Source organism: Agrobacterium sp. M50-1, assembly GCF_049843495.1.
GTDB classification, from domain to species: Bacteria; Pseudomonadota; Alphaproteobacteria; order Rhizobiales; family Rhizobiaceae; genus Agrobacterium; species Agrobacterium radiobacter.
In genome coordinates this window covers 98815-111458 of record NZ_JBBHZH010000002.1, presented here as the reverse complement: position 1 = coordinate 111458, position 12644 = coordinate 98815, and the positions used below count along the sequence as shown (strand labels likewise).

The 12644-nt window shown below is 61.2% G+C and carries 9 protein-coding genes and 1 pseudogene; 5 read left to right on the top strand and 5 right to left on the bottom strand.

Annotated features, from left to right (window positions below):
* Positions 1 to 108: 108 nt before the first annotated feature.
* Positions 109 to 639 carry a hypothetical protein gene (locus WDZ78_RS04600; RefSeq protein ID WP_425672434.1) on the bottom strand — a complete coding sequence of 177 codons (531 nt, stop codon included), beginning with the start codon at positions 637 to 639 and terminating at the stop codon, positions 109 to 111.
* A 215-nt stretch (positions 640 to 854) separates the two neighbouring features.
* Here WDZ78_RS04600 and WDZ78_RS04595 point away from each other — a divergent pair, with 215 nt between their 5' ends.
* The 3 genes from WDZ78_RS04595 to WDZ78_RS04585 all read left to right on the top strand — a co-directional run bounded on the left by WDZ78_RS04595 (position 855) and on the right by WDZ78_RS04585 (position 3506).
* Positions 855 to 2069 carry an NADP-dependent isocitrate dehydrogenase gene (locus WDZ78_RS04595; protein WP_020012868.1) on the top strand — a complete coding sequence of 405 codons (1215 nt, stop codon included), beginning with the start codon at positions 855 to 857 and terminating at the stop codon, positions 2067 to 2069.
* Between the two features lie 201 nt (positions 2070 to 2270).
* On the top strand, positions 2271 to 2522 hold the full coding sequence (locus WDZ78_RS04590; RefSeq protein WP_020012869.1) for a DUF1772 domain-containing protein: 252 nt from the start codon (positions 2271 to 2273) through the stop codon (positions 2520 to 2522).
* 357 nt (positions 2523 to 2879) lie between these two features.
* Complete coding sequence (locus WDZ78_RS04585; RefSeq protein ID WP_425672433.1) at positions 2880 to 3506, top strand: glutathione S-transferase family protein; 627 nt, start codon at positions 2880 to 2882, stop codon at positions 3504 to 3506.
* A 76-nt stretch (positions 3507 to 3582) separates the two neighbouring features.
* Here WDZ78_RS04585 and WDZ78_RS04580 read toward each other — a convergent pair whose 3' ends face one another.
* The 3 genes from WDZ78_RS04580 to recA all read right to left on the bottom strand — a co-directional run bounded on the left by WDZ78_RS04580 (position 3583) and on the right by recA (position 8038).
* The gene (locus tag WDZ78_RS04580; RefSeq protein WP_020012871.1) at positions 3583 to 3966 is read right to left on the bottom strand and encodes a VOC family protein; all 384 of its coding nucleotides are present in this window, start codon (positions 3964 to 3966) and stop codon (positions 3583 to 3585) included.
* A gap of 86 nt (positions 3967 to 4052) precedes the next feature.
* Complete coding sequence (gene alaS, locus WDZ78_RS04575) at positions 4053 to 6716, bottom strand: alanine--tRNA ligase (RefSeq protein ID WP_128286777.1); 2664 nt, start codon at positions 6714 to 6716, stop codon at positions 4053 to 4055.
* Positions 6717 to 6946: 230 nt separating this feature from the next.
* Complete coding sequence (gene recA, locus WDZ78_RS04570; RefSeq protein ID WP_020012874.1) at positions 6947 to 8038, bottom strand: recombinase RecA; 1092 nt, start codon at positions 8036 to 8038, stop codon at positions 6947 to 6949.
* 246 nt (positions 8039 to 8284) lie between these two features.
* On the opposite strand from recA, the gene WDZ78_RS04565 reads away from it, so the two are divergent.
* Positions 8285 to 9226, top strand: coding sequence for a carbohydrate kinase family protein (locus tag WDZ78_RS04565; protein ID WP_425672432.1), 942 nt, complete (start codon positions 8285 to 8287; stop codon positions 9224 to 9226).
* Positions 9223 to 10158 (top strand): annotated as a pseudogene (locus WDZ78_RS04560) (pseudouridine-5'-phosphate glycosidase); the annotation flags it as partial. The gene WDZ78_RS04565 and the pseudogene WDZ78_RS04560, both read left to right, overlap by 4 nt.
* Before the next feature lie 158 nt (positions 10159 to 10316).
* Here WDZ78_RS04560 and WDZ78_RS04555 read toward each other — a convergent pair.
* Positions 10317 to 12581: an OmpA family protein gene (locus WDZ78_RS04555; RefSeq protein ID WP_425672431.1), complete on the bottom strand. Its 2265-nt coding sequence runs from the start codon at positions 12579 to 12581 to the stop codon at positions 10317 to 10319.
* Positions 12582 to 12644: the final 63 nt, after the last annotated feature.

Here is a 12644-nt window from a genome sequence, read left to right as displayed (position 1 = left end):
GTCCGTTTTCTGAAGCGGCGCGTCGATATTGGAACCGATACGCTAAAGCGCGCCTCACTGGCACAGATCGGCGGTAAAATCAAAGGCGGAGGGATGTGAGCGTCCTCTTCACTCCCCCTTGATGATCGTCGCCATCTCTTCGCGCAGCGAATCCCTGCCCTCGTCACCAACGCGATGAATATCGCTGATGACCGGCCGGCCATCCTCCTCGACGACGTCGAAATGCACTTCGTCAACCGTCGCCTTCATCTCCGCCTCATCCATGCAGGCCCAGAGTTTGAATTTCGCCGTCACGTCAGTCACGCCGTCCTTCACCGCACCGGCGGTCACTGAAACCTCCTGCAGCGGGCAGCCATCCTGGGAGTTGGTGACGACATCGTAGCCGAAGGGATCACCCTTCTCCCCGCTTTCGGCCTCGTAAGCCGGCTTCTTGGACGCTTCGTGATATTGTGCGACGAAATCCTTGCTGAACAGGCTGGTCAGCATGTCCTCATCAAAGACGTATTTCCAATTTTCGGCGTCACCGGACCAGTTCTTGACGGTGATGTCCATCACCTTCTGGACGGGATCGGTGGGCCCGGCAGCAAGGGCGCTGTGGGAAAAGAGGACGGCGGCAGTCAGAAGCAGAATATTCCGCATGATGTGATCCCGGGGTAGGCCCGACAAGCGGGCAAAGCGATTCGCCTGACTGTATTCCGGCATTATGGTTTGGCAATGCGCAAAGCGTTATTGCGCTGCGCCAAAAAAGCGCCCCCCATGGCTTTGCCTCAGGCGCGTGCGATGCTATAGCCGCACCGGATATTTTTCCGACTATTGGCGTTATCAAGCGTCACAGCTTCGAAGGTGAGGAATTCATGGCAAAGATCAAGGTAGCCAATCCGGTCGTCGATCTCGACGGCGACGAAATGACCCGTATCATCTGGCAGCTCATCAAGGACAAGCTGATCCTGCCATACCTCGATCTCGACATCGAATATTACGACCTCTCGGTTGAAAACCGCGACGCCACCAACGACCAGGTCACTGTCGACGCGGCGCACGCGATCAAGAAGCACGGCGTCGGCATCAAGTGCGCGACCATTACCCCGGATGAAGCCCGCGTCGAGGAATTCGGCCTGAAGCAGATGTGGAAGAGCCCGAACGGCACGATCCGCAACATTCTGGGCGGCGTCATCTTCCGCGAGCCGATCATCTGCAAGAACGTTCCCCGCCTCGTACCCGGCTGGACCAAGCCGATCGTTGTCGGCCGTCACGCTTTCGGCGACCAGTACAAGGCAACCGACTTCAAATTCCCCGGCAAGGGCAAGCTGACGATCAAGTTCGTCGGTGAAGACGGTCAGGTCATCGAAAAGGACGTCTTCGACGCTCCGAGCGCCGGCGTGGCTCTTGCCATGTACAACCTCGACGAATCCATCCGCGAATTCGCCCGCGCCTCCATGAATTATGGCCTGATGCGCAAGTGGCCGGTTTATCTCTCCACGAAGAACACCATCCTCAAGGCCTATGACGGCCGCTTCAAGGACATCTTCGAAGAAGTCTACCAGACCGAGTTCAAGGCGCAGTTCGACGAAGCCGGCATCACCTATGAGCACCGCCTGATCGACGATATGGTCGCTTCCGCGCTGAAGTGGTCCGGCGGCTACATCTGGGCCTGCAAGAACTACGACGGCGACGTGCAGTCCGACACGGTTGCGCAGGGCTTCGGCTCGCTCGGCCTGATGACCTCAGTTCTTCTGTCGCCTGATGGTCGCACGGTCGAAGCTGAAGCGGCACACGGCACGGTTACCCGCCACTACCGCCAGCACCAGAAGGGTCAGGAAACCTCGACCAACTCGATCGCTTCGATCTTCGCCTGGACGCGTGGCCTTGCCCACCGCGCCAAGCTGGACGACAATGCGGAACTGGCAAAGTTCGCAGCAACGCTCGAAACCGTCTGCGTCGACACCGTCGAAAGCGGCTTCATGACCAAGGATCTGGCCCTCCTCATCGGTCCGGACCAGCCGTGGCTCTCCACCACCGCCTTCCTCGACAAGATCGACGAAAACCTCAAGAAGGCGATGGCGGCTTAAGCCTGCTTTCTCAACGACTTCAAAACCCGGCCTCAGCGCCGGGTTTTTTATGTCTACCGTAGAGCTGACACGTCAACTGCGCGACGCGGGCCGAGCGTGCGCCTATCTCCTCCCGCGTCGGCAGGGCAAGCCCACCCTTTGTACGCTTTATCTACAAATCCCCTGCGAGAAGCGACAACCAGATTTCCGCAGGCTCCTCCGATGCCGCCGCGCCGGCTGTTATGGCGGTCGGCCTTGATCATCTACACCGTCGCCGTCATTCAGACGCGAATGGTCAATGTTCCGATCAACGAGTTTTTCAAGGCCGTCGCGGCAGAAGTGCCGGTCGACTGGCAGGAACTGCGCAAACGCTGGGCGCTTTCCAACCTCCTCCACACCCTGCTCGCCACCATCGCGTTTTTTCTGGCGCTTCTCGCGGAAACAAGGCATGCCGGAAGAAAAGACCCTCACTGAACCACAATGGTTTTCCTGCCCAAAGGATCTGGCAGCCAATGGCATTGATGGCTGAAGATACAGACATGGGAAACACAAGCCCGGCGCAATGCCGGGTTTCTTTTTTGTTCACAGTATCTTGATTAGCCGTTGTACTAGGCGCAGACTTCGATTCCGCGTGCTGCGGCCAGTACAAAAGCTTAAACAGCATCTACTTGCAGATAACTTGCCCGGCACAGTCAAATATTCATCGGAGCATCGGCGCGGTCTTAGGGAACATGCGAAGGATGCCGCGGACTAAAAAAGCGAAGCGCAGGCGCGAAATCCGCATCGGTTTTCCCGGGATGCTTCGAGGATTTTGCTTGGGGAGGCAAAAGCATGAGTGAATTGATCTTCTACACCAACCCCATGTCGCGCGGACGCATCGCGCGGTGGATGCTCGAGGAAGTGGGCGTTCCATACCGAACGGAACTACTGGGTTTCGAGACCTCGATGAAATCGCCGGCCTACCGGCTGATAAATCCGATGGCCAAGGTGCCCGCCATCAAACATGGCGATACGATCGTCACCGAGGCGGCAGCGATCTGCGCCTATCTCGCCGATGCCTTTCCCGGCGCAAACCTTGCGCCCACGCCCAAGGCGCGCGGGCTCTATTATCGCTGGATGTTCTTTGCCGCAGGCCCGCTGGAAATGGCGGCAAGCATGAAGGCGATGGGTTTCGAAGTGCCGAAGGAGAAATTGCGCATGGCCGGCTGCGGCAGCTATGCGGATGTGATGAATACGCTTGAACGGGCCGTCAGCGAAAACCGCTTTATCGCCGGTGATCTCTTTACCGCGGCGGATGTCTATGTCGGCGCCCATATCGGCTGGGGCCTGCATTTCGGCACGATCGAAAAACGTCCGGCCTTTCTCGATTACATGGCCCATCTCACCGACCGCCCGGCCTTCAAGCGGGCCGCACAACTCGATGAGGAAGCGGCAAAGGATTTGCAGGCAACCGGATAATACTGGCCGATCGTTTCGCCACCGACGAAACCATAACCCGCCCGAAATCGTCTATCCGGTCGATAGTCACGGTGGGTTAGTCACCGGACTGGCCGAGCGGCTCTCCGACCTCTATCGCATGTCCGTCCGGATCGTAAAAACGAAACACCCTCTGCCCCCAGGCCTGCCGCTCGAGAGGATGGATAAGCTCGACATGGGGCGCGATATTTCGAAAGGCCGCCTCGACATCCGCATGTTCGAAATAAAGCAGCATATTTCGTCTGCCATAGGGCTCTTCCGCGCCCAACGATGTCCCCCAGACAGTCTCCGCAAGCGACCGCCCCTCATGGATTGCAAAGCCAGTTTCAAAGAGGACGAAGTCTCCGAAATCCTCGATGATCTTCAGGCCGAGCCTGTCACGATAAAACGCCTTTGACCGATCGATATCTCGCACGAAAGGGATGGGATTTACAAAACGCATCGCTTCCCTCCGTCGCGTCTTTGGCAGCCCCTGAAGGCCGAAACAAAAAAGGCGGGGTAAAACCCCGCCCTTTCAATTTACTCTGACTAGGCCGCCAGGGCCGCCGCCACCGCTTCGATGGCATCCTGCGCCTTGGCGCCATCAGGACCGCCGGCCTGCGCCATATCAGGGCGACCGCCGCCGCCCTTGCCGCCAAGTGCGGCAGACGCGGTGCGGACGATATCGACAGCGCTGAAACGGGCCGTCAGATCTTCCGTCACGGCCGCAACAGCGCTTGCCTTGCCATCTTCGGAAACGGCAATCAAAAGCACGACGCCCGAGCCGAGATTGGCCTTGGCCTCATCGGCAAGGCCCTTGAGGTCCTTGGCATCGATGCCGGAGAGGGATTTCGCCAGGAAATTGACGCCCGCGACCTGCTGGACGTCGTTTGCACCGGCATCCGACGAACCGCCGCCCATTGCGAGTTTCTTGCGGGCATCCGCAAGCTCGCGCTCCAGCTTCTTGCGCTCGTCGAGAAGTCCCTCGACACGCGACAGCACGTCGCCTGGCTGCACCTTCAGGGAAGAGGCCAGCGCCTTCACCCGCTCATCCTGCTCGGCGAGGTAGGCAAGCGCGCCCTGCCCCGTTACGGCTTCGAGACGGCGCACGCCGGCACCAACAGCGCTTTCGCCGAGAATGCGGATGAGGCCGATCTGGCCTGTTGCCGCCACATGCGTGCCGCCGCAAAGCTCGACGGAATAGGGGCGGTTGGCTTTCGCGCCGTGAAGACCGGTGCCCATGGACACGACACGAACCTCGTCGCCATATTTTTCACCGAACAGCGCCATCGCACCCTCGTCAATGGCGTCGTCGACGCTCATCAGGCGGGTAACAACAGGCGAGTTCTGCAAGACGATTTCGTTCGCCATCTCCTCGACCACCTTCAGCTCCTCGGCCGACATCGGCTTCGGATGCGAAACGTCGAAGCGCAGGCGCTCGGGCGCAACCAGCGAACCCTTCTGAGCGACGTGCGTGCCAAGCACCTCCCGCAGCGCCTCGTGCAGCAAGTGGGTGGCGGAGTGGTTGGCACGCAGACGCGAGCGGCGGTCATGATCGACCGTCAGCTGCACGGCTTCGTCGAGCTTCAATCCACCCTTAGAAACGGTGCCCAAATGCACGAACAGGCCTTCGCCCTTTTTCTGGGTGTCGGAAACGGCAAAGGCGCCATTGTCGCCGGAAATAACGCCGGTATCGCCCATCTGGCCACCGGACTCGCCATAAAACGGCGTCTGGTTGACGACGATCTGCACCGTCTCGCCCTCGGCGGCGCTGTCCACCGACTTGCCGTCCTTGACGATCGCCTGAATGACGCCTTCGGCGGTTTCAGTATCGTAACCGAGGAATTCGGTCGCGCCGAACTTTTCCTTCAGTTCGAACCAGACGGTTTCGGTCGCCTTGTCGCCGGAGCCGGCCCAGTGCGAGCGAGCTTCCGCCTTCTGGCGCTGCATGGCGTCGGTGAAGCCGGAAATATCGACGCCGATCTCACGCGCGCGCAGCGCATCCTGCGTCAGATCGAGCGGGAAACCATAGGTGTCGTAAAGCTTGAAAGCCGTTTCGCCGTCCAGCATGTCGCCCTTGTGCAGGGTCGAGGTGGCGTCGGAGAGAAGCGACAGGCCGCGTTCCAGGGTCTTGCGGAAACGGGTTTCCTCAAGCTTCAGCGTTTCGGAAATCAGCGCCTCGGCGCGAACCAGTTCCGGATAGGCGCGGCCCATCTGCTGCACGAGTGCCGGCAGCAGCTTGTAGATCAGCGGCTCGCGCGCGCCGAGAAGTTCGGCATGGCGCATGGCGCGACGCATGATGCGGCGCAGGACATAACCGCGGCCTTCATTGGACGGCAGGACGCCATCGGCGATCAGGAAAGCGGAAGAGCGCAGATGGTCGGCGATGACCCGGTGGCTGGCGCGCTTTTCACCTTCGGCCGGAACACCGGTCGCTTCCACGGAAGCAGCAATCAGCGCGCGGAACAGATCCGTATCGTAATTGTCGTGCTTGCCCTGCAGCAGCGCGGAAATACGCTCAAGACCCATGCCCGTGTCGATCGACGGACGCGGCAGGTCGATGCGCTCTTCCTTCGTCAGCTGCTCATATTGCATGAAGACGAGGTTCCAGATTTCGATGAAACGGTCGCCATCCTCTTCCGGCGAGCCGGGCGGGCCGCCCCAGATATGATCGCCGTGGTCATAGAAAATTTCCGAACAGGGACCGCAGGGACCGGTATCGCCCATTGCCCAAAAATTGTCGCTGGTCGGGATGCGGATGATGCGGTCGTCGGAGAAACCGGCAATCTTCTTCCAGAGGTTAAAGGCCTCGTCGTCGGTGTGATAGACAGTCACCAGCAGACGGTTGCGGTCGATGCCGAATTCCCTGGTGATCAGGTTCCAGGCATGGGTGATCGCTTCTTCCTTGAAATAATCGCCGAAGGAGAAATTGCCGAGCATTTCGAAGAAGGTGTGGTGGCGGGCGGTATAACCGACATTGTCGAGGTCATTATGCTTGCCGCCGGCGCGCACGCATTTCTGCGCCGAAGCGGCCGTGGAATAAGGACGGCTTTCAAGACCGGTGAAGACGTTCTTGAACTGCACCATGCCGGCATTGGTGAACATCAGTGTCGGATCGTTGCGCGGCACCAGCGGGCTGGAGGGCACGATCTCATGTCCGTTCTTCTTGAAGTAGTCGAGAAAGGTCGACCGAATTTCATTCACACCGCTCATGCCCACACACCGCTCACAGCTGGAGTCCATCACCGCCACCGGAAACGATGGCTATATTGCAAAATCACTGGCTTTTATCGTCCGCATCCTGCCCTGTCCAGCCATGGAGGCGAAGCAAGACATATAGGCAAAGAAAAAGGGCCGCGCGAAGAAAAATCGCACGACCCTTTTGATCTATACCAGTTCGACGAAGTCTCCGGACGGCGACATCAGGACCTTCGCGGAATGCATCAGCCCTCGTCGCTGCCGTCGTCGCCTTCACCGGCGTCCGGGCCGCCATTCTGCAGGAAGCGGTCGGCAATCAGACCGGCATTCTGGCGCAATGCCAGTTCGATCTCATTTGCCGTTTCCGGATTGTCGCGCAGGAAGGTCTTGGCGTTCTCACGCCCCTGCCCCAGACGCTGACTGTTATAGGAGAACCATGCACCGGATTTTTCGACGATTCCGGCCTTCACGCCGAGGTCGACCAACTCACCGGTCTTGGAAACACCCTCGCCATACATGATGTCGAATTCCACCTGCTTGAAGGGCGGAGCCATCTTGTTCTTGACGACCTTGACGCGGGTCTGGTTGCCAACAACCTCTTCGCGTTCCTTGACGGCGCCGATGCGGCGGATGTCGAGGCGAACGGACGCATAGAACTTGAGAGCGTTACCGCCTGTCGTCGTTTCCGGCGAACCGAACATGACGCCGATCTTCATGCGAATCTGGTTGATGAAGATGACCATGCATTTCGACTTGGAGATCGAAGCGGTCAGCTTGCGCAGCGCCTGGCTCATCAGGCGGGCCTGAAGACCCGGCAGGCTGTCGCCCATCTCGCCTTCGATTTCCGCCCGCGGTGTCAGCGCCGCAACGGAGTCGACCACGAGGACATCAACCGCGCCGGAACGCACCAACGTATCGGTGATCTCAAGCGCCTGCTCGCCCGTATCGGGCTGCGAGATAAGAAGGCCCTGCAAATCCACGCCAAGCTTGCGGGCATAGACCGGATCGAGCGCATGCTCGGCATCCACGAAGGCGCAGATGCCGCCCTTCTTCTGGGCTTCCGCAATCGTCTGCAGCGCCAGCGTCGTCTTACCCGAGCTTTCCGGGCCATAAATTTCAACGATGCGCCCCTTCGGCAAACCGCCGATGCCGAGCGCGATATCCAGGCTGAGAGAACCCGTCGAAACGGTCTCCACCTCAACCACATTTTCATTGGAACCGAGCTTCATGATCGATCCCTTGCCGAACGACCGTTCGATCTGGGAGAGCGCCGCTTCCAGTGCCTTGCTTTTATCCACCGATTTATCCTCTACGAGACGCAAAGAATTTTGTGCCATCCGAACCACCTTTAGGTTATTGAAGCCGCACAGGCAATGAAGCAGTATGGAAACGGTATGTACTCTATTTGTTCTCATTTCGCAAGGCTGAGCCAGCATATTGAAAACAAATAGCGATAAGTAGTTTGTTCTGCTTTCGTTTTTCCGTGCCCGGCCCATCGCCGCAAACCGGATGCGAGGTCAGGAAGACGTCAGTTTAGGCCGAATCGTCCGGTCTTTCCATCCGCCAAAGAGGGAAACGCAAGCGTGAAGAAAATACTCGTTCTGGGCGGCGCGCATATCGACCGGCGCGGCATGATCGAGACTGAGACGGCGCCCGGCGCGAGCAACCCCGGCTCGTGGATGGAAGAGGCGGGCGGCGGCGGCTTCAACGCCGCGCGCAATCTCTCCCGCCTCGGTTTTCAGGTCCGCATCATCGCTCCGCGCGGCGGTGACGTGACAGGCGAAGCGGTGGCGGAGGCTGCGCGGCAGGCGGGCGTTGAAGACACGCCCTTCACCTTCCTCGACCGGCGCACGCCGAGCTACACCGCCATTCTGGAGCGTGACGGCAACCTCGTCATCGCGCTTGCCGATATGGACCTCTACAAGCTCTTCACCCCGCGCCGCCTGAAGATACGCGCCGTGCGCGAGGCGATCACGGAGAGCGATATCCTGCTTTGCGACGCCAATCTGCCGGATGATACGCTGACGGCGCTCGGTCTCGTTGCCCGCGCCTGCGAAAAGCCGCTGGCGGCCATCGCCATTTCGCCGGCCAAGGCGGTGAAGCTGAAAGCCGCTCTCGGCGATATCGACATTCTCTTCATGAACGAGGCGGAGGCCCGCGCCCTGACCGGCGAGACGGCCGCCAATGTTCGCGACTGGCCGGATATTCTGCGCAAGGCCGGGCTTTCCGGCGGCGTCGTTACGCGCGGCGCAAGCGAAGTTGTTGCCTTCAACAGAACGGAAAAAGCGATCCTCCACCCGCCCCTCATCCGCGAAGTGAAGGATGTCACCGGTGCGGGCGACGCCATGGCGTCGGGTTATCTCGCCGCCATCGCCGGGGGAAAGACGATTGCGGAGGCCTTGCGACAGGGGGCGGCCGCGGCGGCCATCACCGTGCAGTCCCCCTTCGCCACCTCGCATGAACTATCAAAAGACAGTGTCGAAGCCATGTTGGGGCTTGTTCCCCAGGCTGAAATGCTGGCATGAACCCGCTTTTAAAAACTGGAACAGATGCCATGACCCGCCCCATCTCCCCGCTCCTGCCCATCGTCTATTCTCAGGAAGTCGCCGCAGCCAAGCAGCGCGGCGCGCCGATCGTGGCGCTTGAATCGACCATCATCACCCACGGCATGCCCTATCCCGGCAATATCGAGATGGCCGAAAGCGTCGAACAGATCATCCGCGATCAGGGTGCGGTTCCGGCCACCATCGCCGTCATTCACGGCACGCTGCATATCGGCCTTGAGAAGGACCAGCTTGAGGCGCTTGCCCAGACAACCGACGCCATGAAGGTCTCGCGCGCCGATATCGCCTTTGCGATCGCCGAGCGCCGCACCGGCGCCACCACGGTTGCCGCCACCATGATCGCCGCCGCCCGCGCCGGCATCCGCGTTTTTGCGACAGGCGGTATCGGCGGCGTGCACAAGGGCGCGGAAGAGACTTTCGACATCTCCGCCGACCTGACCGAGCTTGCCAAGACCGGCGTGATCGTCGTCTGCGCCGGCGCGAAAGCCATTCTCGACATTCCGAAGACGCTGGAAGTTCTCGAAACCAACGGCGTGCCTGTCGTCACCTTCGGATCTGAGGAATTCCCCGCTTTCTGGTCGCGCTCCTCCGGCCTGTCGAGCCCGCTTTCGCTCAACAGCCCGGCAGCGATTGCCAATTTCCAGGTAACCCGCGAACAGCTGGGCATCGATGGCGGCATGCTGGTGGCCAATCCCGTGCCGGAAGCAGACGAAATTCCGCGCGAAGAGATGGAGATCTACATCAACCGCGCCATCTCGCACGCCGAGCGCGACGAAGTCACCGGCAAGGAAGTCACCCCCTACCTGCTCGGCGATATTTTCCGCCTGACGGATGGCCGCAGCCTGGAGACGAATATTGCGCTGGTGCGCAACAATGCGCAGCTTGCGGCTGAGATCGCCGTGGCGCTGAACTGAAGAAAAGATCGTCTTGTCAGTCATCCTCGGGTCAAGCCCGAGGATGCCGGTGTGAAGGCGAAAAGCCTTGCAACCGGCAAAAAGGCCCGGAGAGCTTGCGCTTTCCGGGCCTTTTTCTTTTCAGTTCCTGAACCCAATCAGTTCTGTGCGACCGGCTTCACCAGCGGCGTCACGCGGCGGATGGTGACCCGGCGGTTCTGCTGTTCCGGTCCAAGTGTCTGAACCTTCAGGTAACGTTCGCCATAGCCTTGAGTCGCGAGGTTTTCCGGCGGAATGCCGTAAACATCGGTCAGCACATTGGCGACGGAAGCGGCGCGCTCGTCGGAAAGAACGAGGTTGCTTTCATCCGAACCGACGGCATCGGTATGACCTTCGATCAGGAAGGTTTCCCCCGGGTTCTTGTCCAGCGCCTTGTTGATGGCATCCGCCACCTTGCGCAGCGAACGTGCCTGCGTCATCGGGATTTCGGCGCTGCCGGTGGCAAAGGTGATCGTATCAAGGTCGATACGGCGCACCTTGTCGCGGATACGGGCCGAATAACGCACTTCGTCCAGCGAATAGACACGCTCCACCGGCTCGACGGGCGGCTGTTCCAGGAAGCGGTAATAATCGCGGTCCGGATCGCTTGACGTATCGATGATGTAATCGGTCACGGGAATGCGCAGGCGCATCGGCGGCAGGTCGAGGCCGGGATCGCGATAGACGTAATCACGGTCCGGATCTTCCATCAGCTCCGGTGCGTAGAACAGCACATATTCGCGGCCGCGATCGTCGATGCGCGAGCGCTGGATCACGTCGCCATAACGGTTGCGGATCGTCACCACCTGCGTTCCATCGCGGCGCTCCACGGTTTCGCGGACACGCCCGCCGGGCAGACGCTCGTAATAGGGCTCGCCGCCATCGCGGATGAAGCGCTGGTTGTCGTCGCCGCGCACCACCACGCGATCGCCGAATTGCAGGATGATCGGCGCACCGCCGTCACGGTCACGCGGACGACCCTCGCGCGGCTGCCATTCGCGAACACCTTCCGGCCGCTCATATTGCGGACGACGATCGACACGTTCGCCCTGCTGGGAGGTGATCGCCTCCATCTTGACGGGCGGTGGCGGAGCCTTGCCTTCGGCGACGCCGGCGCGCTGCGCTTCGGCGTCAGACTTCGGAACCTTCACGTCACCGGCCTGCTCGCGTTCACGACGGCGCTCCTCGCGGGTCTGGCGGTTGCCGGAGCGTTCCACTTCCTTGTCGCTGTCAAGAACGGCGGCGCCCTTGTCGACCGGCAGAATGACGGTATCGGCGGTCTTGGACGGGTCCTTGGCAATGGCCTTGGCCTTGTCCAGCTCTTCCTTCGTCATTGGCGGCGCTTCCGTCTGCGGAACAGCGACCTGATTAGGCACGGGTTCGCCGGCCGGCGCCTGTCCGGTCGTCGCACCGCTCGGCGGCGGAGGCGTCGGCGTGCCTGGTAGCGGGGCTGCAGGTTCAGTTCTACCCTGGCCCTCTACCGGCGGCTGCTCAGAAGGCTGACGACCCGGTGCGGGGTTGGGCTGGGTCTCGGGTGCAGGCGGACGCGCGGGCGTCGGGGCTTCGGTCGGAACCGGTGCTTCCTTCGCGGCCGGCTCCGGGGCGGCCGGCTTTTTCTCCGGAACGGCTTTTTCAGCCGGTTCGGCTTTCTGTTCCGGGGCCCTTTCCTCTACCTGCGGCTTTTTCGCAGGCGCAGGCTCGCGGGGCTTGGCCGGCTGCTCGGCATTTTCAGGTTGCGCTGCGGGCGCCTGTTCGGCAGGTTCCTTCGCGCGCTCCTTGCGGGGACGCTGCTGCTCACCCTCACCTGCGGGCTGCTCGGCCCTTTCAGACTTGCGCGGACGTTCCTTCGGCTGTTCTTCGGCAGGTGCAGCTTCGGGCGCGGCCTCGCGCTGGCGTGCCGGGCGCTGTTCGCCCTCGCCCTGCGGCTCCTGTGCGCGTTCTGGTTTGCGGGGACGCTCCTGCGGCTGTTCGGCCGGCGCGGGCTCCGGGCGGGCCTCGCGCTGCTGCTGCGGTTCCCGCTGGGGTTCGGGCTGCGGCTCACGCTGGGGTTCCCTCTGGGGCTCCCTCTGCGGTTCTGGGCGTGGCTCGGCGGGCGCGGCTTCGCGTTTGGGCTCCGGCTCACGCGGCGGTTCCGGTGCGCGCTCCTGGCGTTGCGGCTCGGCCTGCGGCTGCGCCTCTTCGGCCTGCTTGCGCCGCTTGCGCAGTTCTTCTTCCGGGTTCGGCTCTTCCGGCTGTGCCTGCGCCAGAATCACCTGACCGGTCGTCGCCTGGCCGGGAAGCGCCCGCGCCGCGCCGGCAAAACCGGCCGCGGCCGGTTCCACCGCAATCGCCAGCGACATGAGGGGGAAAACCACCCCCGTCAGCAATGTGTTCTTCTTCAGCATCGGTGTTTCCTCATCTGCCATTATTGGTCGCCAGTCTTGCGACATCGTGATTCCGGCTGCGCG

Bases quoted from the DNA above. Each gene is read 5' to 3' on its own strand.
- WDZ78_RS04590 (WP_020012869.1), top strand. From the start codon at position 2,271: ATGCCGCCGCGCCGGCTGTTATGGCGGTCGGCCTTGATCATCTACACC.
- WDZ78_RS04600 (WP_425672434.1), bottom strand. From the start codon at position 639: ATGCGGAATATTCTGCTTCTGACTGCCGCCGTCCTCTTTTCCCACAGC.
- WDZ78_RS04555 (WP_425672431.1), bottom strand. From the start codon at position 12,581: ATGCTGAAGAAGAACACATTGCTGACGGGGGTGGTTTTCCCCCTCATG.
- WDZ78_RS04580 (WP_020012871.1), bottom strand. From the start codon at position 3,966: ATGCGTTTTGTAAATCCCATCCCTTTCGTGCGAGATATCGATCGGTCA.
- WDZ78_RS04585 (WP_425672433.1), top strand. From the start codon at position 2,880: ATGAGTGAATTGATCTTCTACACCAACCCCATGTCGCGCGGACGCATC.
- recA (WP_020012874.1), bottom strand. From the start codon at position 8,038: ATGGCACAAAATTCTTTGCGTCTCGTAGAGGATAAATCGGTGGATAAA.
- alaS (WP_128286777.1), bottom strand. From the start codon at position 6,716: ATGAGCGGTGTGAATGAAATTCGGTCGACCTTTCTCGACTACTTCAAG.
- WDZ78_RS04595 (WP_020012868.1), top strand. From the start codon at position 855: ATGGCAAAGATCAAGGTAGCCAATCCGGTCGTCGATCTCGACGGCGAC.